Source organism: Bradyrhizobium sp. sBnM-33 (assembly GCF_032917945.1).
Classification (GTDB): Bacteria; Pseudomonadota; Alphaproteobacteria; order Rhizobiales; family Xanthobacteraceae; genus Bradyrhizobium.
The window spans coordinates 2,671,713-2,697,222 of the sequence record NZ_CP136624.1 but is presented as its reverse complement, the minus strand read 5'-3'; the positions used below and the strand labels follow the sequence as shown (position 1 = coordinate 2,697,222).

At 59.4% G+C, this 25,510-nt stretch carries 19 protein-coding genes and 6 pseudogenes; 9 read left to right on the top strand and 16 right to left on the bottom strand.

Translation table 11 applies throughout. The annotated features are described in order from the left end of the window. Positions 1-16: 16 nt before the first annotated feature. Positions 17-988: an IS66 family transposase gene (locus RX328_RS12400; protein WP_213257584.1), complete on the top strand. Its 972-nt coding sequence runs from the start codon at positions 17-19 to the stop codon at positions 986-988. 76 nt (positions 989-1,064) lie between these two features. On the opposite strand, the gene RX328_RS12395 is transcribed toward RX328_RS12400, so the two are convergent. After that, positions 1,065-1,484, bottom strand: coding sequence for a hypothetical protein (locus tag RX328_RS12395; RefSeq protein ID WP_249727388.1), 420 nt, complete (start codon positions 1,482-1,484; stop codon positions 1,065-1,067). A 155-nt stretch (positions 1,485-1,639) separates the two neighbouring features. Here RX328_RS12395 and RX328_RS12390 point away from each other — a divergent pair. Beyond that, positions 1,640-2,140 (top strand): annotated as a pseudogene (locus RX328_RS12390) (transposase); the annotation flags it as partial. 128 nt (positions 2,141-2,268) lie between these two features. Here the strand turns inward: RX328_RS12390 and RX328_RS12385 are convergent. The 6 genes and pseudogenes from RX328_RS12385 to RX328_RS12360 form a co-directional block, all read right to left on the bottom strand. After that, positions 2,269-2,934 carry a 2OG-Fe(II) oxygenase gene (locus RX328_RS12385; RefSeq protein WP_213257281.1) on the bottom strand — a complete coding sequence of 222 codons (666 nt, stop codon included), beginning with the start codon at positions 2,932-2,934 and terminating at the stop codon, positions 2,269-2,271. A 37-nt stretch (positions 2,935-2,971) separates the two neighbouring features. Further along, complete coding sequence (locus RX328_RS12380; RefSeq protein WP_317258722.1) at positions 2,972-4,033, bottom strand: GFA family protein; 1,062 nt, start codon at positions 4,031-4,033, stop codon at positions 2,972-2,974. Positions 4,034-4,436: 403 nt separating this feature from the next. Next, positions 4,437-4,904 carry a hypothetical protein gene (locus RX328_RS12375; protein WP_312018170.1) on the bottom strand — a complete coding sequence of 156 codons (468 nt, stop codon included), beginning with the start codon at positions 4,902-4,904 and terminating at the stop codon, positions 4,437-4,439. 82 nt (positions 4,905-4,986) lie between these two features. Then, positions 4,987-5,503: pseudogene (gene hutX / locus RX328_RS12370) on the bottom strand (heme utilization cystosolic carrier protein HutX). A gap of 14 nt (positions 5,504-5,517) precedes the next feature. Next, positions 5,518-5,853 (bottom strand): antibiotic biosynthesis monooxygenase family protein, encoded by a 336-nt coding sequence (locus tag RX328_RS12365; protein ID WP_213257277.1) that lies wholly within the window; start codon positions 5,851-5,853, stop codon positions 5,518-5,520. A gap of 135 nt (positions 5,854-5,988) precedes the next feature. Continuing rightward, a pseudogene (locus RX328_RS12360) lies at positions 5,989-6,393 on the bottom strand (TonB-dependent receptor); the annotation flags it as partial. Between the two features lie 1,710 nt (positions 6,394-8,103). On the opposite strand from RX328_RS12360, the gene RX328_RS12355 reads away from it, so the two are divergent. The 4 genes from RX328_RS12355 (at position 8,104) to istB (ending at position 12,527) form a co-directional block, all read left to right on the top strand. Then, positions 8,104-8,868, top strand: a complete 765-nt coding sequence (locus RX328_RS12355) for a class I SAM-dependent methyltransferase (RefSeq protein WP_213257274.1) — start codon at positions 8,104-8,106, stop codon at positions 8,866-8,868. A 12-nt stretch (positions 8,869-8,880) separates the two neighbouring features. Further along, complete coding sequence (locus RX328_RS12350) at positions 8,881-10,059, top strand: peptidogalycan biosysnthesis protein (RefSeq protein ID WP_213257272.1); 1,179 nt, start codon at positions 8,881-8,883, stop codon at positions 10,057-10,059. A gap of 285 nt (positions 10,060-10,344) precedes the next feature. Further along, positions 10,345-11,859 (top strand): IS21 family transposase, encoded by a 1,515-nt coding sequence (istA, locus tag RX328_RS12345; RefSeq protein ID WP_317258721.1) that lies wholly within the window; start codon positions 10,345-10,347, stop codon positions 11,857-11,859. Between the two features lie 14 nt (positions 11,860-11,873). Further along, positions 11,874-12,527: an IS21-like element helper ATPase IstB gene (istB, locus tag RX328_RS12340; protein WP_317258720.1), complete on the top strand. Its 654-nt coding sequence runs from the start codon at positions 11,874-11,876 to the stop codon at positions 12,525-12,527. Here istB and RX328_RS12335 read toward each other — a convergent pair. From RX328_RS12335 to RX328_RS12325, 3 genes are read right to left on the bottom strand one after another with little or no spacing between them, the layout of a single operon-like run. Beyond that, positions 12,522-13,061: a hypothetical protein gene (locus RX328_RS12335; RefSeq protein ID WP_317258719.1), complete on the bottom strand. Its 540-nt coding sequence runs from the start codon at positions 13,059-13,061 to the stop codon at positions 12,522-12,524. The genes istB and RX328_RS12335 overlap by 6 nt on opposite strands. Then, entirely contained in the window at positions 13,058-13,573 is a 516-nt protein-coding gene (locus RX328_RS12330; protein ID WP_213257605.1) for a hypothetical protein, read from the bottom strand. Before RX328_RS12330 ends, RX328_RS12335 begins: the two co-directional genes overlap by 4 nt. Before the next feature lie 9 nt (positions 13,574-13,582). Next, positions 13,583-14,200, bottom strand: coding sequence for a recombinase family protein (locus RX328_RS12325; protein WP_317258718.1), 618 nt, complete (start codon positions 14,198-14,200; stop codon positions 13,583-13,585). A gap of 493 nt (positions 14,201-14,693) precedes the next feature. Between RX328_RS12325 and RX328_RS12320 the strand changes: the two genes are divergently transcribed. Further along, complete coding sequence (locus tag RX328_RS12320; protein WP_317258717.1) at positions 14,694-15,683, top strand: recombinase family protein; 990 nt, start codon at positions 14,694-14,696, stop codon at positions 15,681-15,683. Further along, entirely contained in the window at positions 15,632-16,675 is a 1,044-nt protein-coding gene (locus tag RX328_RS12315; protein ID WP_317258797.1) for a hypothetical protein, read from the top strand. The genes RX328_RS12320 and RX328_RS12315 overlap by 52 nt, the downstream gene beginning before the upstream one ends. A gap of 5 nt (positions 16,676-16,680) precedes the next feature. Here the strand turns inward: RX328_RS12315 and RX328_RS12310 are convergent, their stop codons facing one another. Further along, positions 16,681-16,866, bottom strand: coding sequence for a recombinase family protein (locus RX328_RS12310; RefSeq protein ID WP_312018179.1), 186 nt, complete (start codon positions 16,864-16,866; stop codon positions 16,681-16,683). Positions 16,867-17,513: 647 nt separating this feature from the next. Between RX328_RS12310 and RX328_RS12305 the strand changes: the two are divergent. After that, positions 17,514-17,690: pseudogene (locus RX328_RS12305) on the top strand (hypothetical protein); the annotation flags it as partial. A gap of 732 nt (positions 17,691-18,422) precedes the next feature. Here the strand turns inward: RX328_RS12305 and RX328_RS12300 are convergent. The 5 genes and pseudogenes from RX328_RS12300 to RX328_RS12280 form a co-directional block, all read right to left on the bottom strand. Beyond that, positions 18,423-18,791, bottom strand: a pseudogene (locus tag RX328_RS12300) (alanine dehydrogenase); the annotation flags it as partial. A gap of 27 nt (positions 18,792-18,818) precedes the next feature. Continuing rightward, positions 18,819-19,967: an IS630 family transposase gene (locus RX328_RS12295; RefSeq protein ID WP_317258716.1), complete on the bottom strand. Its 1,149-nt coding sequence runs from the start codon at positions 19,965-19,967 to the stop codon at positions 18,819-18,821. Positions 19,968-20,065: 98 nt separating this feature from the next. Continuing rightward, a pseudogene (locus RX328_RS12290) lies at positions 20,066-20,821 on the bottom strand (alanine dehydrogenase); the annotation flags it as partial. Between the two features lie 582 nt (positions 20,822-21,403). Then, complete coding sequence (locus RX328_RS12285) at positions 21,404-22,954, bottom strand: PAS domain S-box protein (protein ID WP_249726990.1); 1,551 nt, start codon at positions 22,952-22,954, stop codon at positions 21,404-21,406. A 577-nt stretch (positions 22,955-23,531) separates the two neighbouring features. Further along, entirely contained in the window at positions 23,532-24,791 is a 1,260-nt protein-coding gene (locus RX328_RS12280; protein WP_213254592.1) for a Glu/Leu/Phe/Val family dehydrogenase, read from the bottom strand. Between the last annotated feature and the right edge of the window lie 719 nt (positions 24,792-25,510).

Sequence of the window (25,510 nt, the reverse complement as noted above, 5' to 3'; positions counted from 1 at the left end):
TGCTCTGATGGCGGCGATGACGATGGCCGTTGCAGAGCTTCCCGACGACGTTGACGCGCTCAAGGCGATGATCGTCGCCATGGCCAAACAGAGGGCGCTGCTGGAGGCACGCACCAGCCATCTCGAAGTGGCGAACAAGACGGCTGACGAGCGGATCGCGACGCTGACGGCGATCGTGAGGATGCTGGAGCGGTCGCGGTACGGCACTCGCTCGGAGCGTCTGCGCGGCGCGACATTGAGCGACGAGCAGCACGCCTTCGTGTTCGACGAAATAAAGACCGGCATGGCGGCGATCGAAGCTGAGCTCGACAGCGCCGTTGAGGACAAGCCGAAACGTGCGCGGCGTCCGCGGAAGGGCTTCGCGGCTCATCTGGAGCGGGTTGAGATTGTCATCGAACCTGAGATTCCCGCAAGCTGCGAGGGGCTGGAGAAGGTTCTGATCGGCGAGGACGTGTCGGAGCGTCTGGACGTGATGCCGGCGAAGTTCGGGGTGATCGTCACGCGCCGCCCGAAATACGCCTACAGGAATCGCGACGGCGTGATCCAGGCGCCGGCGCCACCCCATATCATCGAGAGCGGCATCCCCACCGAGGCGCTTCTGGCCCAAATCGCCGTCTCCAAATATGCCGATGGTCTGCCGCTTTATCAGCAGGAAGCCATCTATGCGCGGGACCAGGTCGAGCTGGACCGTTCGCTGATGGCGCAATGGATGGGCAAAATTGGCTTCGAACTGCAGCCTCGGGTCGAAATCGATTCCAACATTGTCGAGCGCGCCATCCGACCGCAAACAATTACTCGGAAAAATGCATTGTTCGCAGGATCCGCTGGCGGCGGTCGGACCTGGGCAACCCTCGCCACGCTTTTGCAAACCGCAAAAATGAACGATGTCGATCCACACGCCTGGCTCACGCAGACCCTTGAGCGCATTGCTCAAGGCTGGCCGATCTCTAACATCGACCAGCTCATGCCATGGAACTTCAAAGCCTGAACGGCCTCAGCTCGATGGCAAATCGACGAACCATTGCCTGAGACAAAAGCAAAGTCAGCCTTCCTGACCGTATCCATCAGTTCGGTGGTAACGCCTCCGGAATCTCCTGCGCCTCGCTCGCGTCGGCAAAGACCTCATCACGGATCACGCGCAGCGTCACTTGATGAAGATAGGCTTGCAGGGCCTGGTCAAGCTCGGAGAACTCCGGCCACAGAACTTGATCGAGGAACCGTTTGGGTGCGCGAACCATGACCGTGTTGCGCCGCTGCCGATAATAGCGATACGGCTTCATGCCATAACGCCGACACAAGGCAAGAAACAGATGGCGCGACCATTGATCCGGCATCGAGAACTGCATCTCAATTGACGGATCTTGCCGACCAAGTTCCGTCAAACGCTCCCGAACACGTTCCAGCGCCGCTTCCGCCGCGAGCCGCTCGCCGGCCGTTCCGGCACCCGCGAAAAGAGCCTCGATCTTCCGCAACTTCTCGCGCAACTGGGATTCGATAGACATCGGCAGGGCTCTCGGTTGAGTTTAAGAAACCAACCGGCCAAATCGACGTCAATCGCCCGGGCATCGATATCCACGCCTTTCACTCGCCGTCGGGTAAACGATCGCTATCCCCGAACGGCCTCAGCTCGACGCTTACGATCATTCGCAAGGGTAAGGCCGGCAAGCCCAACGAGTTCGGCAAGATGGTCAAGCTGCAGGAGGCCGAAAACCAAATCGTGATCGACTACGAAGTCTACGATCGGCGGCCGAGCGATTCGGACCTGTTGGTTCCGGCCATCGAAATCCACCAAGCCAAGCTCGGTCGCACGCCGCGCCTGGTCGCAGCAGACGCCGGGTTCTATTCCGCCAGGAATGAAGCCGCGGCGAAGGCGAGCGGCGTCAAACGCGTCTGCATCCCCAATCGCTCCACCAACAGCGTCGCGCGCAAGCGCGAGCAGAAGAAGCGGTGGTTCCGCAACGGCCAGAAATGGCGGACCGGATGCGAGGGGCGTATCAGCGTGGCCAAACGGCGGCACGGGCTCGATCGCTGTCGCTACAAAGGCAGCAGCGGAATGAAGCGCTGGGTCGGGCTCGGCGTTGTCGCCGACAACCTCATCAGCATCGGTCGCGTGATGGACGAACAGTCACTCCAAAGGTAGTCCACTTCCAGCGCAACCTTGGCCTCACATCGCCCCGCCGCGCCCCCCGGCGGGGCTTCTCGTTGTCTGCGTGGTTGACCCCGCCCTTCAGAGCCGCGGTTTTTGCGCCGGAAAGTAGCTAGCCGACCTCATGCGCGAGCGGCAGGGCTTTCGATTATCCTGCGGTTCGCACCGCCGTATTTTGAACAAAAGTAGACGAGTGACCGACGCTCCCCGGCGTGCACCTGCCTTACCTCATGCCGGAACCTACATGTGGTGATCAGTACGGTTCCTAAAGGTGGCCGAAACATTTGGAGTTTACGGTTGGTTGGATATACGACGAACTCACCGCCCTCAAAATCTGTCGCTAGCTGAACAATCACAGAATACTCGAAGTCGGGGTCGCTCTCAGCATCCAAATGGATGCCAACGAAGGACCCAGGCGGCATGCGATGCATTTGGCATCGGCGAATGACGTATTCTGATGAGGCTCCGAAGATCTTCCTGAGCGCGGAGATCCGCTCTGTCCTTTCAAGTAGTTCGATGATCTGCGCTGAAGCTGTACCATTCACGTTGCTAGGATTACGGCCGGCGTGATCCAGGCGCACTCGTCTTACAAAAACATTGTGAGAATCGCCGGCATCTCCCTTCCGAACCTCTTCTTCGGGAATATCGGACTGCAACTGATCGATCCTCGTCAACTCATCTTTGGTGAACAACGTCTCGGGGGCAATCAGGACCGTACCTTCATCTGCCAGCTCTGAGCGGTACTTCGCGAGGGCATCTTCTGAAAGCAGACCAAGTTTATCACTCATTGTTCGCGCCTTTCGGATTCACTCAAATTCGACTCTTCTAATCCGCCTGCAACGAGCGGATCGCCAGATCCCAATTCTCGCCGTCGAAATCATCTATTCTTATGCTTTCGATCGTCGTTTTATCTAGGCATCGAACATTTACGCTGAATCCTGACGGATTCGATCGCGGCCGATAAAATGGCTTTACGCCGCAAACCCGACAAAACGTATGCCGAGCGATGTTCTTATTGAACTGATACGTAGTGAGGCGTTCTTCGCCGCATTCAATCCTAAGCTTGTCGTCAGCAACGAGCATGTGCAAAAATCCGGACATTTGGCAGATTGAGCAATTGCACTTCACTGCAGAAATCTCTGCTGGCGCTCGTACGTAGAACTTGACAGCCCCACAGTGGCAGCGGCCACTGTGTTCAACCTCCGGCCGACCATCTCCGTCAAGCGAATCAATTCCGACTAGATTGCGGCACCACTCTAAGCTGAGACCATACGCGCGGTCGAATTCATCCAAGAAACGGCTATTGCAGTCGGCAGGGACCAGTTCGCTAATGAGCCTGCTTGTCATCTCTCCGTGATATTTCTCCGCAGGATCCTCGCCGCCGACATGGACCTGGAAATACTCAAGATCATCAGTGCGAGCATCAAAGGTTCTGACTAAAGTGGTCCAAAGCGCCTGGATCATTTCCGCAGCATGTAGCTCAAAGGCAACCATGTAGGCGCAGCGCACTATGGGGTCTCTCGACGACAAGCCATGATATAGCGCACGCAGGTACCGGCTCGTTGTCGTACTGTAGTTAGGCTGTATTGCTCGGCCAAGTAGGCGCGACGCATCTGTTCTAAAGAGCTTTGAGTGGAAGTTTTCTGTGTCCAGAATACTGGGTAGCGCAGCGTTGCCGCCTTGGAGAACCCGACTGTGACCTCCCGTTTCATCCCAGCAGATAAAATTTGCGACCACACTGGTCAGCTCAACGTCCCTCGGGAGGTCTCGATTGCGACGTATTGCGTCGAATATGAGATCCTTTTGTGATCCCGCCTGCAGGTGCGGGAACGCTTGTGACATCGCTAAGTATTCAGGTAGTAGACTGGCAACCTGATCTTTGGACATCTCCGCAGCGAACGGATGGGGGACAAGCAGAGCCCGGGCTCGCCGAGCCAGTTGCTCGCCAACTGGTATCTCTGAAGGTTGATGCAGTTTAGAGGGAGAAGCTTGGGATAACGTCATTCGAACCCGGGCATAGAGAGAGAGAGAGAGAGAGAGAGAGAGAGAGAGAGAATTTCTTGGCCTAGACCTAGGACCGCCAACCGATACCAATTCCCCCGGATCGGGAGACGAGTTCATTTCCTGCAAAGAGCCATCACTTCGTCTTGAAGGCTCTCGATCTTGTCGATCCATCTAGTATCCTCCGGCTTCGGGTAGACCTTGGTGCGATAGTGCTTTGCTCAACTTATTTGTTCACGGATGTGTGGATTTTCTTGCGCCAAATGATTCCGTCGTCTCGCAGGCGTGCTCATTGGTTTCTCGATTGTGAGCCGTAGTTCCTACCGCGGTCGGTTCGCTTGCGCGAGATCAAAGCCAATTCCACGATGTTCGTAGTCGGCGCGATCTGCTCCCGCACGGCCTCTGCGGCCGCGGGCTCGGGCGGCGACGCATCCGCCTGCTGCATCTCGGGTCCCGGCATCATGTCCATTGGCGCCGCCACGGCGTCCTTGCCACCGCGGCTCTCCTGCTCGGCCCTGGCCAGCACGGCATCCATTTCCAAGAGGCTGAGGCGCCGTTTGGCGGTCGCGGTCTTGCGGCGGATCTCGATGGTTTTCGCCAGCCAGATCGTCCACGTCACCAGCGAGGCGAAGCCTAAGCCCACCATGACCGCCTGCACCACGATGTCCGCATTCACGAACATGTTCCAGGGCGACAGGTTGCGCGGCAGCAGCGCGACATCGGTGGTGGCGAGCGCCGCACTCGGCAACGCAGCCACGCCGGCCGCGCCACACCAACGGATCATAACGTTCAGCATCGTTCGCTGCATGATCGTCTCCCGGGCTGACAATGCGGATCGGTTACACCGCGCGGGCGGGCGCGATCCTTTCCGCAAGCGCATGAAAGCGCTGCAACTGGTCTGCTTCGCAGCGCGCGCGTTTCGTCACGGCCGACGAACACCTTGAACATGATGCCGCCGTCCACATTGATGAATGCGATGAAGGCCGACGACTTGCCCATGAAGGGCCGCTCGACGAAGGCAATCGCCGCGCAGCGCTCGTGCCGGACATGGCCGTGAAGCCCCTTCGGCTGCATCAGGTTGAAGTAGCCGCGGCCGATCTCGCCTGCAGGGATGGCGCCGGTGAATTCGAAGATCGCATCGTCGGTGTGGACGATCAGCGTCACCTCGCCCCATTGCGCGACGTCATTCATCGCAGCGGCGAATTCACTGCCGGGGCCGAGGCGCACCATCGATTCAGGCATAGCCTCCAGGACTGCGCGCGGGCTCACTTTCCGCTCCCGCGCCACGTCCTCGATCACTGCTCCTGGATTGTCAGCCATATACGCCTTGAGTTCGGCAAGCTCCGTGCTCAACATGACAGCCCTCCCCGTCACGCAGCGGCGCTGGATTTGCGCTCGCTCAGGATCACTTCGAAACCTTCGAACTTGGGCTGGCCGAGGTAGAGGCTTTCGCCGGTCTTGTTGTCGGCGCGGGCGTGGGCGCGGCGAAATTCTTCCGATTTGGTCCAGGCTTCGAATGCCGCCTTGTCGATCCAGACCGTGTGCGACGAGTAGAGCGTGTGATCCTCGGCAACGGTCCCCTTCAGCAGGTGAAACTCGACAAAACCGGCCATGTTGCTGAGATAGGACTCGCGCGTGCGCCACACCGTCTCGAAGGCCGCCTCAGAGCCAATCTTCACCTGGAACCGATTCATCGCGATAAACATTTGAAATCTCCTTGCTGGGTTGCTGGGGTGCGCCTGGCGTACCGTTTGAGTTGGTTAGAAACATGGATGCATCGAAGCCGCGCTGGAGCATCAGCGCGGCCCGATGCAACTTGTTTGGTTTGTCAGCTCGTCGAACTAAGCTCCGCCAAAGTGAATTTTCAATCCGGCCTTGTAGACTCTGCCCGGTCCTGGGCTCGACCACAGCACATCGCTTTGGTTGGTGCCATCGGTGGAATTGCCGGGGACGGCATAGGGCCGATAGTACTGGTTCAACAGATTGTCGATCGACGCCGTGAACATAATGTCCTTTGTCGCATGCCAGGTCATGTAGAGCTTGACCAGTTCATACCCGGTCGCGGGCAGATAGCCGGCGGGTACGTCGTTGTTCGCACCGAACGAGGACCACTGTGCCGCCAGGATCAGCCTGCGATCGAGCAGCCGCACGCCGCCGGTCGTGGTGATCTTGCGCAGCGTGATGGTCGCCAGCCCGATATTGGTCGCGACGTTCTTGCCGCGGATCAGGTGGCCGGCGACGCCGACAGCTCTTGCGGTCACTTCCGTTTCCGCCCAGGAGCCTCGACGGGACGCTAATGTAGGAGAGAGCGTCAGCCAGCTGTTACAAGCCCGCCGCTCCTGCGTGTAGCGCAGCCCCTGCAAGCGCTGAGCGGCCCACCCGATAGACTTGTATATCTGAGCCAGCTTCAGGTGCTCTCGTCGGGCATTGCTGTCAGGCGCGATCTGAGCGAGTGATCGGCATTTGTCCAATGCGGCGGTGGTACGACACGCGGGGGCTTGCTTGCACACCGGCCCTTCCCGTCCAAAAAGCCGCGCTTGCCTGCGATCACCCCGGAGTAAGGCCGGGATTTCCATTTCAGCCTCCTGCCAGCGCCAACAGCCGTGCGAGGTAGGTCGGTGGGGTCACCTTCATTTCTCTCTCCATGTTGTCGTTCGGTCCGTGTCCGGTTGGAGACGCCAAGTCGGAAACCTGACAAAGTGGCACTCTCATTCCAGCGCCCCGTCGTCCGGACGCAGGTGCTTATGCTCACGTCAAGCAAGGCTCGCACCAATTCTCGCGACCGGCACCCCGATTGTTGTGATGACATGGAAGGAAGCCGCAGCTGTTGCGCGGATCGGACATAGTCTGCGCACCGGAGCCTGAGCCACAGCAGTCAAAGTTGGACTAATACTCTCGCTGCTATCTGTAGTTGTGTCCAACAGGAAGTTGGCCTGGCGAATTCGTAGGCGTCACGACCCGCGATCCTATTGACTCGTTGCAACTCCGCTTTCCCCGTTTTTGCGTAGGAACGACATGTCTCGCCATGAGCTGCAGTGATCAGCAGACGCGTTCGTACCGGATCGGCATCTATTGGCACATGGCCTCGAGACGGCCGCTGGAGCACGGCAGCGTCGTCGGCCAACGACAGCATCATTGGATCGCGTGCCGCAAGCCGCATCACACCAGCTGATGCTCCGATACTGTGCGCTTAGGTAGGTCGCCATAGGGCACATTTATCCTCAAGGAACGATCTGAATTCAGCGCGTGAGCGGACCTTAGTCAGTTGAGGCTGGCCTTGTCGTATTCAGCCGCGTCCGGTTGGAGACGATGATGAGCGGAACCGGACAGTAGAATGCAACTATTCCTCCAGCGCGGCGCGAAGCACGTGGTTATGCCCTTTTTCAAGCAAGGCTCGCACAATGTCTTTTGCGGCACGCCGATTGCTGAGGACGGGCAGGATCGATTACGTCCATCGCAGTCTCGGAGGCACCGAGCCCGGAGTTCAGATGAAACTTGCTCGATTGATTCGAATCGATGCCATAGACGCCGCACGCTTGAGTGATGGTCCGCCAATTCAGGCTTCGCCCGTCCGTCGCTGGGTGCCCGCGTGGCGTTTGCCCAGGAGCGGCTTTGGTTCTTGTCGGAGGGCGGCAGAGACGCCGCAACATCAAGATGGGTTTGCGCTGACGGAGCTCGACAAGGTTGCGCTGCAGTCGACCTAGGATGGCCACCCTCGTCGAGTTGATTTGCTCAATACTCTTGGCACGTACAGGAGGAGCTGAAATGCGAGCGCTACATGTTGATCATCGTGCGGACCTTTCTCGCGCGTTGCAACGAGCGCTCCTGGATTGCGCTTTTGGCGTTCACGCCCTGCAAGCGCCCACTTCCTTGTGAACTCCCGAATCCCAAGACCACGCTCATGCGCAAGGTTCGCGCCAATATACCGCATAGGTAAGGAAAAGAGAGGTGTCCTCATGTCCAAAAACAATGCGGGCCAATTCAATGAACTTGCCACTCTATATGAAGACACCGCTCACTGGCCCTTTCGAAAAGAGATCGAAATTCCAAGCGTATTACAGGCTATTGGTGACGTTGAGGGTCTCTCGGTCCTCGACTTCGGGTGCGGCACGGGGATGTATTCCCGCTGGCTAAAGCAACGCGGCGCGGGCCGGGTTGTAGGATACGATCCGACGAAAGGCATGCTCAACTACGCGCGGCGTCGGGCGGAGAAGGAGTCTCCGGGCATCTCCTTCGTCACTCGTCTCAGCCCCGATTTGATAGGTCAATTCGACCTGGTTCTTGCCGTGCATGTGCTGCAATACGCTAGCCGCGGACCTGAGCTGCAAGATATGTGCGCCGACATGGTCGGTCTGTTACGTCCTGGCGCGCGCTTGCTGACACTGCCGATTCACCCATCTTACGATCCACGTCGGAGCTATTACGAACGCTATGGCCTCAGGCTCAGCGCCGATGATCTTCAGAAACCATATGTCGATGGTGGAGGTGTAAGGATACGACTCTGCAAAAACGGAAAGCAGGGCAGCGTCTTCGCATCGTATTGGTCCGCTGCTTCTTTGGAGCGGGCGTTAGGGCAAGCCGGCCTCCGATCGTTGAAGTGGCGGGAACTGGATGCCCCAGAATGCGCCGCTTTGGGTCAGGCTCCTAAAGAGCTGCATGCATATCTTCAAAAGCCACACTCGATCATCATCGAGGGTGTGCGCGCTCGTGACCCACAGTAAATCGGACTAGCCATGAAATTTTTCCCTTTCAGGAGCGACGCGTCCCACGCGTTTTGCTCAGGCGTTTCGCAAAAGCTGTCCGACATGGACGAGCATGAATGGGATGCCCTCGTCAGTGACGACAATTTCTACAACAGCTACCGGTGGCTGCGAGGCCTCGAACATTCACTCGGTGCAACGGACGTGCTTTCCGTCCACGGGTCGGCCGGGCTCGTCGCCGCATGTACGCTTTGGGAAGGAGACCAATCGCCTGGGATGTTCTTCCTACCAGCTTGCATGGCGGGCGTTCGGGGCCCCTGGCAAGAGGGCTTTCTTTGGCTCGGCGGTCGGCGCAACACACACAACGAGATTCCCTGCATTCAGGGCAGGCGAAGGCATCAGGCTCTAGCAGAGTTGGGACGCTGCGCGCTAGAGTATGCGCAGCAGCGGGGATATGCCGGCTTTGTGATGCCGTACATGCCCTACCAGGCTGCGGTGGAATTTGCAGATGCCATAGGCGGGGCCGTCGTTCTGCATTCTGCCCAAGCCTCGCTGGAGGTGCCTGATACAGGGCTTGCCGGGATGATGGCAAGCTGGCGCGCGCATGATCGTAATCAGACCAAGTCTGAAATCGCGGCGTTCCGGCGAATGGGAAGTCGGGTCGAATGGGGCGCGCCCGACGAACTCGATGACTCGGTAGCCGCTGATCTCATCACCCAGAACAGGTCACGGTACGGTGGCATGCAGGATCGCGAGTGGGTGCAAGGGATCCTCGCGGGGCAGAGAAAGTCAGGTGTATCGTATTTCGGTGCCGCAGCAGTTTCCAAGCGTGATGAAGATATAACCGCGCTGGCGATCTTCTATCGCTTTGGAGCGACACTTCACTTGCGCTACTTCGGGGCAAACTACAGTCTCGATCTCAATGACTACAGATACTTCGTCCTTTGTTACTACGAGCCCCTCAACTACGCTGCGGCGAACGGCCTCACGAAACTGCGGCTTTCAACCTCCGCTCTGCGCGCCAAGGTGAACCGCGGGGCAAAGATCGAGCCACAGGCCTTGGTCGTCAAATGCGCCGATGAACAGCAGATCTGCCACTCCGAGGCCAAGCGGCACAACCACCGAATGCTCAGGGAATATCAGGACGAGTTCCCTGGCCATCTGAGCTGGGATTGGGAATTGGTCGGGTCCCATCAAAATCCAACAAACTGAACAAGCGCCACATGCTGCACTCTGTGTATCTCTTCCGTCCCATCGCCCCGGGGCGCTCGAACTTGACGGCGTTCTGGCCTCGTCAGTGCGCGCACCGAGCGATCGCGACCGGCTCTACCGATTGATTGCGACCAGGCGTTCCGATTGATCGCGACCACCCATTCCGGGCGATCGCGACCAGCCTGTGGACGGGTGTGACGGGCGCCGTTGGGTGATCTGCGAATCAGCATGGCCTTCGCTCCTTTCCACGAGGAGCGGGGGCAAATGCCAGGACCGAGATTACCCATGCGCAAAATCCGCGACGTGCTGCGGCTGTCGGCCGCCGGCATGTCCAAACGCAAGATCGCCGCCAGCCTGGGGGTGAGCGCGACGGCCGCCGGGGAGTGCATCCGGCGGGCACGGCGCGCTGGCCTCACCTGGCCGGTACCGGAAGGCCTGACGGACGAGGCGCTGGAGACCCGGCTCTACCGACCTCCAACAGTCGGCGCAAAGAATCGTCGACCACAGCCAGACTGGGCGGCGGCCCACCGCGAGCTTCGCCGGCCGGGGGTGACGCTGCAGCTATTGTGGGAGGAGCATCGCGCGGCCTACCCGGAGGGTTACGGGTACTCGCGCTACTGTGAGCTCTATGGCGCCTGGGCGGCGCGGCTGTCGCCAACTATGCGACAGAGCCACGTCGCTGGCGAGCGCATGTTCGTTGATTACGCCGGCACGACGCTTGAAGTGATGGATGGTTCGACCGGCGAGATGTTGACAGCCCAGCTGTTCGTCGCCTCGCTCGGCGCGACGAGCTACACATACGCGGAGGCCACGTGGACGCAGGGCCTGTCCGACTGGATCGGCTCGCACACGCGCGCCTTTGCGTTCATCGGCGGAGTTCCGGCGATGATGGTGTCCGACAATCTGCGCTCGGGCGTCACCAGGGCTTGCTTCTATGAGCCGACGGTCAATCGCACCTACGCCGAGATGGCAGCTCACTACAACACCGCCATTGTTCCAGCCCGGCCGCGGCGCCCAAAAGATAAAGCTAAGGTAGAAGTTGCGGTGCAAGTCGCGACTCGATTCATCATCGCGAAGCTGCGCAACCGGCAGTTCTTCTCGCTCTCCGCATTGAACGTGGCCATCGCCGAGCTGGTCGCGCAGCTCAACAACCGCGTGTCGCGCCATCTCGGCGCGAGCCGCCGCGCGTTGTTCGACGAGATCGAGCGCGCGGCGCTCAAGCCGCTGCCGGCCGACCCCTACGTCTTTGCCGAATGGAAGGAATGCAGGGTCGCGCTCGACTACCACGTCGAGATCGAGAAGCACTACTACTCGGTGCCGCACCAATTGCTGCGCGAGAAGGTTTGGGCGCGCATCACGGCGCGCACGATTGAAGTCTTCCACTGCGGCAAATGCGTTGCCGCCCATGTGCGCTCTTCCTCCGACCGCAAGCATACGACGGTGCGCGAGCACATGCCGTCGAGCCACCGGCGCTATGCCGACTGGACGCCAGAGCGCCTCCGGCGAAGCGCCGCCGAGATCGGCCGCCGCACGTCGGCACTGATCGCGACTATCCTGCGGGAGCGCACGCATCCCGAGCAAGGCTTCCGCGCCTGTGTCGGCATCCTGCGGCTTGCCAAGACATATGGCCGCGAGAGGCTCGAGGCTGCGTGCGGCCGCGCGCTCGAGATCGGCGCGCGCTCCTACAGTTCGGTCAACTCGATCCTCAAGAACAATCTCGATCGCCAGCAGCCCGCAACGCCCACGGACGGGCCAGCGATAGCGCACGACAACATCCGTGGCCCGACCTACTTCCATTGAGGAGATGACGACTGATGCTCTCACATCCCACTCTAGACCAGCTCAGAGCGCTCAAGCTCGACGGCATGGCGCAAGCCTTCACCGAGCTCGAGGTGCAAGAGGAGGCTCGCAATCTCGCGCACGCCGAATGGCTGGCTCTGCTGCTCGACCGCGAGGTCGCCTATCGCAGCACCCGTCGCTTCCAGGCCCGACTGCGCGCCGCCCGGCTGCGGCACAGCCAAGCCGCGGTCGAGGACGTCGACTACCGCACGCCACGCCGGCTCGACAAGGCGCTGTTCCAACAGTTGGCCACCTGCCGCTGGATCGCCGAGCACCGCGGCCTGCTGGTCACCGGCCCGTGCGGAATCGGCAAGTCGTGGTTAGCCTGCGCGCTCGCGCAAAAGGCTTGCCCCGACGGCTACACGGTCCACTACACGCGCGTGCCGCGTCTGTTCGCTGATCTCGATCTCGCTCATGGCGACGGCCGTTTCCCGCGACTGTTCCGGATGCTGGTCAAGGTCGATTTGCTTGTATTGGACGATTGGGGACCCGACCGCCTCTCAGCCAGTCAGCGGCGCGATCTCATGGAGATCGTCGAGGACCGTCATGGCCGCGGCTCCATCCTCATCACCAGCCAACTCCCTGTGGCAACTTGGCACGAGGTTATTGGCGAGCCGATGACTTCATGATGCCTCCTTCTTCGAACGCTTGGTGCGTCGTACCCGATTGCGAAGCTGACGGATTTGGTCGTCTGAGAGCTCGATCTGCCATGGCTGGCCTTTGGCTAACTGACGACCTGCCAGCAATCCCCGCGCGAGATAATCGAACACCGTTTGCGGGGTGACGCCGAGCTCGGCTGCAGCGCCCTGAATTGAGAAGCTTCCATCGGGCCAGCGCATCGGATTCTTGTCCACGCCGTTGATTTTGACGGTGGGAATGCCCCAGCGGGTACGCAACAGCCAGACATTCTCGCCTTTGAAGGCGCAGCCTCGGGCCGCGACAAAGCCTTCCTGATTGAGTATTGCCGCGATCTCGGCATCCATTTTGTGTTCAGCATTCAACTCGACGATCCGTTGCCGCAACCGATCAATGTCGATGTAATCGCGGTAGGTCTGAACGCGCCGTTGCACGTGATGCTCGCTGGTTGCACCGGTCTGCCAGACGATCTTGAGCCACACCTGACCTCGGGTCCGCTTCTGATCAAGAACGACTTCGCGGATCACAAATCGCAGAATGCGCTTGCGATCGGCTGCCGACGTGGTGGCCGCGTTCCAAATCCGCGGTAGGTTCTCGCCGAGCGCTTGTAGCCTGCGCATTCCGCCGGGCCAATCAGAAGCGGCTCTTGCCCGCGCCAACGCGCATGCTCCTGCTCGACCGCCTCTGCGACACGCAGCCTCTCTTCCCAAGCCCGCTCAAGTGAGCGCGCCACAAGACGGTTCTCGGGCTCTACGGCGTCATACTGGCGCCGAGCGCGCTCGGCCTCGTAGCGGGCGCGCTCCACGCGAAGCGCCCACTGGCGCTCGAGCTGACGGCTCTCCTGCTCCAGTTGGCCCGCGGCTGCGAGTGCGATCTCAATCTGATCCGGCACCAGGGCATCGAGGACCATCCGCTCGACCAGCGCGTCAACCGCCAAGGCCCGGACTTCCTGGCACATTGCACTGCCTTGCTGGTCCCGATCCGAGCGGCAGCAATAGACCGGATAGTCGGCATTCGGGCCCGTGTAGCGCATGCTCATGCGCCGTCCTCAACGACCGCAGACCGCAATTCCTTGTAACAGGGCTGCCCCCTTGCGCGGTACGCCAGAGTGTCCTGCCTCATAGCGGCAGACGTTATCTGCCAGTCGCCCCTGGTTGGCCATGAACTCCTCCCAGCTGATATAGCCTGGGTGAGCGGCGTGGAGGCAAACCGCCCAATCCGCGATCGCTACCTTGACCGTTCCCGTCAGCGATCCCGGCCGGCATCGGCTCGGATCCTTTTGCCGGCGGCCATAAACATACGCCCCAGCATAGGCCGGATTCTGAAGAATATTAAGGACGCGTGTGCTATCTGGCGCACGCCAGACGATCTCGTGTGGAGAAGGTCCAAGCAGCGGCCGAACCGGCAAGGACGATCCATTCCTGTCCAAGTAACGCATCACACGACGCGCGCTTTGCAGTTCCCGGAATTTGGCAAACACGAGATGAAGACGGGCCCGCACCTCCTCATCCGGATTGAGAACAATTGTGCCCGCTCGATCGTAGGCGAGACCGGCCGGCAGCGGCAGCCGCAGTTCGCCCCGCGCCGCCTTCTGGCGTTCCCCTTGGTGAAGGCGCATCCGAAGCTGATGCAGCTCCGCCTCGCTCATGATGCCGGACAGGCCCAACAGCAGGCGGTCGTGATAGGCGCGCGGATCGTACGACCACACAGCATGATGCCCCCATTCGGGAGCCATCTGATCAGTTGGAGCAGATTACCGTAACCGACCCAACCCATCCACTATACGGACGGCGCTTTGATTTGGTATCGGCCGGAAGCTCGCTCCGACCCGGCGGCTGCGTTCTCGTTCATTATCGCGACGGCATTTTGCTGAGAATTCGAGCTTCAGCAACCAACCTCTATGGCGAGCGGCTGCCTGTCCCGTCAAGCAAGCTTTCGCTCGCAAGCATTCGAGACTTGCTCCGGCTTTCAAGAGACGTGGTGCTGAGGAGCTTGGCGAATCAGCCCACAAATGATTCTTTAGGGCACGGCTCCGAGTCAAAATTGGCAAGCTCGCGTGGTTCGCTGGAAGGAGAGCCATGAGGTCGGATCTCGTGACGGGGAGCCACCTGTGTCGCAGAGCCGTAATTTACATTCGGCAGTCCACGCCTCATCAGGTGATGACCAACCAGGAAAGCCTGCGGCTGCAGTATGCACTGCGACAGCGAGCCAACGATCTCGGTTGGGATGATACCAATATTGATGTCGTTGATGCCGACCTTGGGTTGAGTGGATCGACAGCCGCACATCGCGAGGGCTTCAAGGACGTTATCGCCCGCGTCACATTGGGTGAAATCGGAATCATTCTCTCCTACGAGGTGACACGTCTCGCGCGCAACTGCTCTGATTGGTACCCGCTACTCGATCTGTGCGGCTACCGGCAATGCCTCATTGCGGATCGCGACGGCGTCTACGATCCTGGCTCAACCAATGGGCGCCTGTTACTCGGCTTAAAGGGCACAATCTCCGAAGTGGAGTTGCACACACTGCGCGGCCGTCTGACGGCGGGGCTGCGCGCCAAGGCCGAGCGCGGCGAGTTGACGTTACTGTTACCGGCGGGTTTGGAGCGTGACGCCAATGGCGTGGCATCGAAGGATCCGAGCAGGGAGGTGCAGCAGCGGATATCACTGGTTTTCACGACATTTCTGGAGGGAGGCTCCGTGGGCAAGGTAATCCGGTCATTCCGAGATCGTGCGCTCTCCATACCGCGGCGGGACCGGTTCGGCGATATTGCGTGGCGGACACCATCAGCCAGCATGATTTCCGGAATTTTGAGGAATCCGGCCTATGCTGGCGCTTTCGTCTATGGCCGTACCAAGTCCTGCCGCACGACCTATGCAAGTGGTAAACTGAAGACGGCCCGCTGCCCAATGGCAGAGTGGAAGGTAGTAGTAAAGGACCGCTATCCTGCATACATCGATTGGGATGGCTTTGAGCGGATCCAGGCCATGTTGCGCGATAACCATGCCGAATACCAACGCAATCAAACGCGTGGCGTGCCCGAGAAGGGACCGCTATCTTGCAGGGCATCACTTGGTGCGGCCGGTGCGGCCACAAGATGTCGATACAATACAAGGGCGGGTCTCGCTACGTCTGCAATTCCCTGTTGAACCACCAAGGCAAGACGCTATGCCAGCATCTTCCCGCCGATCCAATCGACGCACAGGTGGTGGCTGCTTTCTTTGCAGCGATCGCTCCCGCTGAGGTGGAGGCCTGGAGGCGTGCGCTCAATGCGCGGCAGCAGACTGACGAAGCGCTTGATCGCGCCGAAGAGCAGCAGGTTGAGCGACTGCGCTATCAGGCACTCCTGGCCGAACGACAGTATAATCGGGTCGATCCTGACAATCGCCTCATCGCCGCTGAGCTGGAGCGGCGATGGGAAAGAGCGCTACGCGAACTCCGGCAGGCTGAAGAGGCGCTGACCACCCGCCGAGCCACGAAGAGCAAATCAGCCATGTTGACCCCAGAGGAGCAGAATGAGTTTCTTGCGCTTGGTCCACACTTGCCTGAGCTCTGGCAGCGGCCTGATGTGAGCCGGGCAGATAAGAAGCAGTTATTACGAACGCTGCTTGACAAGGTTGTTCTCCACCGCATCACGCGCGATCGAATCGCGGTCCGGATCGTCTGGTGTGGTGGCGAGATATCCGAACTGGAAGTCGAGCCGAGGGTCCATGCACTGCATGCTCTAACTCGAGGGACTGAGATGCAAGCACGGATCCTTGAGCTGGCCCGTCAGGGTTTCGATGATGCCGAAATCGCCAATACCTTGACCCAGGAGGGGCACCGCTCACCGCGCCGAAATTATGTTCCAGTACGAACCGTTCAGATCGTGCGGCAGCGCCATCGCGTACTGCAGGACGGCGTCACAACGCGTGCTCGTCACATTGCTGGCTGGCTGCCGGTGACCGCAATGGCAAAGCGTTTAGGAGTTTCGAGTTCTTGGATCAAGCGACGTATCCGCAGCGGCACCATTGATATCCAGCGCGATCCCTGGGACAAGCGATTCCTCTTTCCTGATACGGAAGCCAGCATTGTTGCGTTGCGAGAGCTTAAGACAGGAGCTCGAGATCACCTCGTTTTCGACCCGAGAGCAAACAAATGAAGGTATCAACATGATCGATCGTAAAGCCGCTCGCCATCCGCAATCAGCACGCCAAATACCGAGCACAGTTCGAGAAGCTGATGCCAGTCCCGGTTATTGCGGGCCAAGCGCGAAGCATCGAGACTCACCACGAGACCGGCGTTGCCAAGGCCGATCTCGGCAATGAGCTTCTGGAAACCATGACGATCCACACCGCCAGCACCGGATTTGCCCAGATCCTCGTCAATGACCTGGACGCGCTCCGGCGGCCAGCCCAGACCGATGGCGCGATCGACGAGGCGGTACTGCAGCTGTCGTGAGCCGCTCGTCAGCGACGTTCAAGCTGATCAGCACGACCCAGTCCTCTTCCGGGCGTGCCGGGAACCGCTTGCATCCGCCGCAACAGCGTGGCGAGGATTTGAGCGATCTGGGTTTGCGTCGCGGTCGACAGATTCGGCCACAGGCGCGGAATGTCGGCCGGACGGCCAGGTGGATTTGCCAACGTCGGTAGGGGTCGATACGCAACGCGACCTGGAAGCGGTCGGTGGGTCATCGCGAATCACCTTCTCGTCGAGAAGGCTCAGACTCGCGCTCAAATGTTGCATCAATGAGATCAGCGTACGTGCACTGATGCGCGGCAGATCGGCGGCGTTTGGGCGGGCAGTGATCGTCTCGGCAAGATCCGTCGACGCGATCCGAACCGCCCGCCGCCGGCCGTCGGGCAGCGCGACAACGACGTAGGCGGGACCGCGCCCCGACCGCTCCTTCAGCACCTCAAGCCGGTGCCCGAACAGAAAATGATGCGGGTCGGTGATCGTGACGTGAGACACGACCCGTTCCAAAATAGGGGTACTCTGTCGTGTTCGGCGAGCCCACCGTCGGCGACGCTGTCCTGGATCGCATTGTCCACAACGCTTATCGGATCGAGCTCGACGGCCCGTCCATGCGCAAGCTCAAAGCCGACGAGGAGCGGCTGGCGCCGGCCGACGCCACAACGCCGGCCAACGGCAGGCCGCCCACGGGAGCAAAAACATGAAGCGCATCGCCAGCCCGCCGGCCGCCCCCGTGGGTCAACAGGAACCTCCCGCGCGCGCTGCTGCGTCAGCCGTGGGGGCACTCCGCAGCGCGCGCGGGTCCCTCCTGTCGACTACGGGGACGGCCTCCGCCGCGCTTGACGCCGAGCCAAAACACTGAGATCAGAAAATGCACCTGACGGCACCATCACACTGGTCGCGATCGATCGGAATAGGTGGTCGCAATCCGTCGTAGCGGGTGGTCGCGATCGTCGGAATACGCACTCGTGAGCGAACGGGAGGATTTGGTCTATCATGGTCTTGATAAGGACAACCGGTCCTCGATGGCATGTCCGCACTGTCGGCCGCCATCTCCACTGAACCGAGCACTCCATCTCGTTCCAGACGAGTCTTCCTGCGGAGCGTGCGAGTACGCCGCGCGCCTGACCACCTTCACATCAAGAAGCTGGAAGGGAATGGCGCGACCGGGGTCCGAAAGCCGAAGGCTAGAACTGGACAGGCGCCGACAGTATCGCACCGCGATGGCACGCGCCGCGCCTACACCCCACTATCGCAAAAGCACGTCTTTCGTATCGCCGGGCGGCTTGAAAACGTCGAGTGTGGGATCGTTGCCCCTTGATCTTCTGGTTCCAGGGCAACTTTTCGTTGAGCGAACTATAGAACCCAAACAAAGAAGGCCACTCCAATGGAGTGGCCCAAGTCAGGGAGGAAACGCCCTTGAGGGGCCTCTGGGATCAGGCCGCAGCCTGTTCGATCGGTGAAAATGGCAGGCCGAGGCTCTCGGCCACGGCCCTATAAGTTAGCCGGCCCCGATAGACATTGAGGCCTGCGCGCAGATGCGGATTTTCGAGCACGGTTGCAAATCCCTGGTTGGCGAGTGCCAAACCAAACGGCAGCGTGGCATTATTCAGTGCCTGGCTTGAGGTAAGCGGGACAGCTCCGGGCATGTTGGCGACACAGTAATGAATGACGCCGTCGACCTCGTAAGTTGGATCAGCATGCGTCGTCGGACGCGATGTCTCGAAGCATCCGCCTTGATCGATAGCAACATCCACGATCACAGAGCCTTTGCGCATCGAGCTTAACATGCGGCGGCTGACTAGATTAGCGTTTTCTTGGTTCGAATCATATCAGGCGGCGTCGGCGAGTTTGTAGGACCACGTGTGGATGACCGGATGGCGATTGACGTCGTCGATACCGGCCATGATGCGCTCCTTGAGTTCGTGTTTTGAGGCCACCCGGATGTGGCGGAGGACTGAACGGGCGAACTTGGAGAAGAACCCCTCGATGAGATTGAGCCATGAGCCGTGCTTGGGAGTGAAGGCGAGCTCGAAGCGTCCCACCGGTCGAGTGGCGAGCCAGGCTCTGGTTTCTCTCGATATATGCGCGGAATGATTGTCGAGGATCAATTTGATCGCAGTGTTCGGCGGATAAGCGGCATCGATAAGCCTGAGGAGTTCGATGAACTCTCGACTGCGGTGACGATCTTTGACAAGGGCGTGGACCTTGCCGGTGAGCAGATCGATCCCAGCCAACAGGCTGAGCGTGCCATGGCGTTTGTATTCATGGTCGCGCGCAAAGGTGGCGTGGACGCCAGGCTTGGGCGGCAAATCCGGCGCCGTCGTTGCGATGGCCTGGATTCCCGGCTTCTCGTCGCAGGAGACGATCGTCACCGGCTTTCCCCGCTTCTTCTTTCCCTTGGCAGAGGCTTTCTTCAGGACTTCGACTTCGCGGTAGACGCACAGCACCTCCGCCATCTTCTGTTCGAACTCGGCGTCGCGATTTTCAAGATAGTAACGCACCTTGTGCGGCTTGATTTCCTCTCGGCCGAGGATCTTGCACACCGTTCCCTGGACCAAATTGGCCAAACACGCATGCCCCGCCGCCGGCCCGTGTTCACGCGCATGGCGCGCCAAGAGCCGCGTCGTCCACAACTCATGTGGATAGCCGTGGTCCTTGGCCTTGTCGCACGCCAGCGACACCAACCAGGCTTTGGCTTCCGGCGTGATGGTTGGTTCCTTGCCCGGTCGCGGACGATCATCAAGGGCCGCCAGCGGGCCATCGGCCAGCGCCCGCTCGACACAGCGCTGCACCGTCTGATGATGGACCCCAAGTCTCTGGCCCACCGCGCAGAACGAAGGATTTTCCCGATACGCCAGCAGCATCTGCGCCCGCGACACCCGGCTCGCCAGTTCGATTCTCGACCGCGAAAGCGTCGTCAAGGTCGCAATCTCTTCATCACTCATTGCCAACTCGACCGCTTGCCGCCATCCTGCCATGATACAGCTCCTCGTTTCGCCGACCGCAAACGAGGAATCCGCCAACAACCCGTCCGTTCCATCAATTCAGCCTGCTGCAGCACGCGGGTTTCATGGAATCGGTCGTCTAGTTTCGGCGCGCTCGCGCCTCGAACGAGCACCGCACCGACAACAACATCGGCCGCAAATACTTCCTCCTCAACGGTGTCAATTGTCGAAAACCTGGTACGAACGCGACCTTCGAACAGCTCATCTAGCTCACGAAGCCGGGGTATCGACCGGTCAAGGATCGTGACCTCGGCACCCAAGCCCGCCGCCATCCGTGCCGCATGCGTACCGACTACGCCGCCTCCAATCACCACGATGCGGGCCGGCTGAACACCGGGCACGCCACCGATCAGCAGCCCCCGCCCGCCCGCATACCGCTTCAGGGCGCTACCTGCCGCCTCGATCGCAAGCCGGCCAGCGACCTCACTCATCGGCGCAAGCAGCGGAAGACCGCCATGCGCATCGGTGACAGTTTCGTAGGCGATTGCGGTGCACCCAGCCTTTAGCAGGCCCTTAGCCTGCTCCGGATCCGGCGCCAGATGCAGATAAGTGAAGAGAATCTGGTTCTCTCGCAACTGCGCCCATTCGGAAGATTGGGGCTCCTTGACCTTTATGATCATCTCGCTCGATGCAAATATCTCATGAGCGGAGTCCAGAATCGTTGCGCCGGCCTTGCGATATTTATCGTCCGTTGCGCCAATGCCGGCACCGGCATTGGTCTCGATCAGCACGCTGTGGCCGGCGGCCACATATCCGCGGACGGCTCCAGGCGTCAGACCGACGCGATATTCGTGCGTCTTGATTTCCTTGGGAACACCGATCTTCACCTGCAATCTCCGTACTTGGACAACCTTTTCTAGTCGGAAGATCGGTTTGTTTTCCTGCAAACTTGCGAAGCAAGCGCCATGTGAAGCAGAAATCCAGCAATATTTGGCACTATTTTGCAGGATTCCAAACAAGAACCGGGCAAGATCGATACGACGATCCAGGCCGAGCTTAGCATCAATGCGACCCAGCGCTCGGATCAGTCACACCGAAGTCTCGAAGCGAATGTGACTCTACTCCGATGGCGCCGGCAGCCCGCGCTGTAAGACAAGGAACATCAGAGGGCATCTACCGATAATTGAGTTCAACCGTTTGCCTCAACAACCCCGACCCGACATTGCGGAGCGCCTAGTCGACCACGTCTCGTGCCTGACCAAGATGGAACCGACCTAGAATCTTTGGATCTATTTACCCGAAATGCGAAGCCCATAGATCGATCGGAAGTGCAAGTGTTCTAAACCTGCATCAAGCCGCCCTCCTCGGTTGAGCCAGGGCAGCGCTAGTATTTTCGGTGCCTGAGAAGGGGTTGGCAATGCGCCTGTGATACCCTTCCGCCAGATCCAGCAGACTACTTGCATCGAGACTCATGCTGCCAAGACTTGGCGCGGTCTATCACCAGAAACGCCGTTTTGTTTTGCAGGCAGGCTAAACTGGAACACAGCCCCCCGAGGTTCATTCGCGGTGACCCATAACCGTCCCCCATGCGCCTCGATGATCGAACTAGAGATGACCAAGCCCATTCCCATCCCCTCAGGCTTGGTGGTGTAAAAGGCCTCGAAGAGGCGGTCCACGATATTCGGATCCACGCCCGGTCCGGTATCCCGCACAGACACGAGTACGCGGTCAGAGGCATCGCTCGAAGTGCTAATCCTGAGCTCCTCCGCGTCCGCGATACAAATCATCGCGTCCACGGCGTTCATGACAAGATTAAGAATCACCTGTTGCAGCTGGACGCGATCGCCTTGCACGAGCGGTAAACCGGTCGCGAGGTCTGTCTGCAGCGAAAGGCCGTGCTTTAGCACTTCGCTTCGGGTCAGAGCGACGACATCAAGGACAGCGTTGTTGATGTCGATGCCATCCTTCCGAGGCGGTGCCTTCTTCAGAAGTCCGCGAATCCCGCTCACGACTTCCCCGGCCCGTACCCCATCTTTAACGATCAGGTCTAGAGACTGACGGACCTGCTCAAGATTGGGCGGATCAACGCTGAGCCAGCGCAAAGCTGCCTGTGCGTTCATTACCACCGCACTAATTGGCTGGTTTACCTCGTGAGCAATTGAGGCCGTGAGTTGCCCCATGGTTGCGACGCGATTGGCGTGCGCGAGCTCAGCCTGCGCCGATCGCAAGGCGTCGGACGCCAATGAATAGTCTGTGAGGTCGTGAAAGATCGAAAGGATGGCTTCAACCCGCTCCGACTTGGAGTGCAAGGGCGAATGGCTTATCGAGATATAGCGTCGAGTGTCAGGGTAAGTAAACCAGTCCGCATATCTGACTTCTTCTCCCTCGAAACATCGGTCGTGCTTGGGTTTGACCGTCTGCTCAAAAACTGTAGTCCCTAAGACATCGGCCACGTGCATCCCGACGAGATCCTTCGCTGATCTTCCCGAAATGAGTTCGAAGACCGGATTAACACGTTGGTACCGATAGTCCCGCCCAATGATGCAGATTGCATCCGGTGAACGCTCAAAAACCAGCTGCGTCAGATGCTCCGCCCGTTTGAGATCGGTGACATCTTGGACCGCTCCAAACAGGCTGAGAGGTCGGCCAGACGCGTCCCTCGTCAGATCACCCTGACTGTGGACAAACCGCACCTCGCCGTCCGGCCTCACTATCCGATAATTAAAGTCGCAGCGAGAGCCGCCGCGTAGCGTGTGCGCTAGTGCTGAGCTCCAGATTGCACGATCCTCCGGATGTAACCGCTCGGTCACTTCCTCAGTCGTAATGGTGCCCTCACGCGGCGCGAGCCCGAAGATGCGACATGCTTCGTCCGAAAAGGTGATCCGTTCTGTTCTGAGATCGCGTTCCCAGTAGCCGACGTGGGCGATGCGTTGCGCTTGTTCGAGCAGCTCCTCTCTCCGGCGCACTTCGTACGGCACCTCGCGCGGAGCAGCGGGACGGATTAATCGTTGCCACAACATGATTGTCCCCTCCATACCATGCCGATTAAGAAGAGGATTTCTTATGGGTAGCCGATCATACGGCTCATCCCGTTACAGGATTTGTGATGCCCGGCTCAATCGCAGTCGAGTCGATCGCCAACCCTCAGGTACAATCACGCCTTCGAAGGTCGGCTAAATGCCGTCAACCTTGCACGTACTCCTGAACAGAACAGGGCCACAACATAGCTCACTAATTCAATAGGATCAACCGCGCGCCCATACCCGATGGACACGCTAGGATCTCGATGGAAGCGGTCGCTACGAGGCAGTTCTTCCTGAATCGGATCACAGGATCTTCGCAAATTTTAGTCTACGCCCAACGCCCTGCTTTCGATGGCCTGCCCAAAATTTATCTTTGCCGTCGGCTGCCAAGGCGAGAGAGAATTAGGAGGCAGTCCGATTTACCAGCGGATCCTAAGTAGCTTCGAGCACACCAGGAAGACCTTCAAGGCGATCCGAACACAGAGTTGCTCAGACTTCGCAATTCAGAGTGGGCCGGCTCGTCCTAGCTGCGACACAGGACGTCGAACCAGACGCAAATATGGAAACGAACATGCTATGGGAACAGCCCACGTGTTTCCTTTGCACTTCGAACGCGATCCACACCTATGGCCATTGCCGCGGTGCGATTGAATATGTTCTCCCGCCTACTTCGTGCCAGTACGCGATCGAAGGCACGATCCAGAAGTTGATACTCCTGACGCATTACCTCCTCCTCCTCCCAGAATAACCGCTGCAGATCCTGCACCCATTCGAAGTAGCTGACCACCACACCTCCCGAATTGCACAGAATGTCGGGGATGAGGAAGATTTCCTCCTGACGGCCTTCCAAGATCCGATCGGCTTCCGGTGTTGTCGGGCCGTTGGCGCCCTCAGCAAGAATACGGCAGCGCAGCTTACCCGCTATTTCGGCGTCGATGACCCGTTCCACTGCGGCCGGAACAAGCACGTCACAGGGCATCGTCAGCATCTCTGCTGGGTCTAGAGCGAGCTCGTTGGAGTAGCCATCCAGGTTACCTTGCAAGGCCGCATGTCTGACCAGCTGTGGTATGTCGAGCCCCTGAGGCCGATAGAGCGCGCCCGTGTGATCGCTGACCGCGATCACCTTCACCCCCATATTATGCAGCTCGAGCGCGGCGACCGAACCGACATTTCCAAAGCCCTGAACGACGGCTGTTGCGCCATTGAGTCGGATCTTGAGCTCGTCCGCGGAGCGGCGAACCAAATGAGCCACACCCCGGCCTGTCGCTTCACGGCGACCGAGCGTTCCGCCGGCGCTGACAGGTTTGCCTGTCACGATCTCGGTGACGGTTTGGCCCTGATACATCGAGTATGTATCCATGAACCACGCCATGATCTGCTCGTTTGTCCCAAGGTCGGGAGCCATGACATCTGTGTGCGGCCCAACAAAGGGGATCATTTCCTGCATATACCGGCGCGACAGGGCTTCAAGCTCACGCTTTGACAAGCTGGAAGGGTCGACGTTAATTCCGCCCTTGGCGCCACCATATGGCAATCCGACCAGCGCACACTTCCAGCTCATCCAGATAGCAAGCGCTGCGACTTCGCCGAGGTCAACTGTTGGCGCGAACCTGGTACCCCCTTTTGTCGGGCCAAGCGTCAGGTGGTGCTGCACCCGGTAGCCCTCGAACACCGCCGTTGTGCCGTCATCACGATGAATTGGACACGACACCGTGACAGATCGCTTCGGCAGCAATAGGCGGGGCCTTGCGTCATCCGGTATGCCCAGATAATTCGCGATCACCTCGAATTGCTTTACGGCCATCTCAAACACTGGCCCACGGTATGCAGTCACGCTAGCTCCTGAGGCTGACTTTGAAACATCGGATGCTCATGCTACAGCGCACCAAGCTCCCTAGTTGCGGGTTGCGCGTTTCCGATGTTGATGAGACAATTTATTCAATCAGCAAGATCGCGCCTCGCGGTCACGCCAACAATACAACCAATGCGACGAAAGCGAGATTGACCAAGGCCGCCACGAATGCCCAACAGCGAATCGCCGCGGGCGAAAATTCAAGACTGTCCTGCGAAGTGTCGACCCAAAGTGGCGGCATCAAGTTAGCTCCAAGGAGCGGGTTAAGAGACAAACCTGCATAAGAGCAGAACCGCCCACGCCGCCAAAAACCGACCGCTTCGAGCGCGCTTAGAGCTCTTGCCGTTACGCCGACCGAACTTGCAAATGAGGAGCCCTCCTCCCGGCTCCGTCGCAGCTGACAACAGGTGCGTAGGCCGCATCAACATCACTTCTCGATCCGGCAAGTGGATCCGGCGGGTCGGCCGCTGTTGTACCCCTCACCTTCGATCTCCCATCCAGTGATGACAGAATAACATTCCTAACGCACGATACTCGGCGTTACGCGCGCCATTCCTCCACTATTTCGGTGAAATTCATCGCAGAAGCGGCGGCTTACGAGGCTTTTCTCTAGGTCCGCCGAAAGGCCGATCGAATCGATTATGGCCGACAAGTCTAGCAACTTTGGTTAAACGGCCGAGGGATCGTCCTCGCGCCGGCAA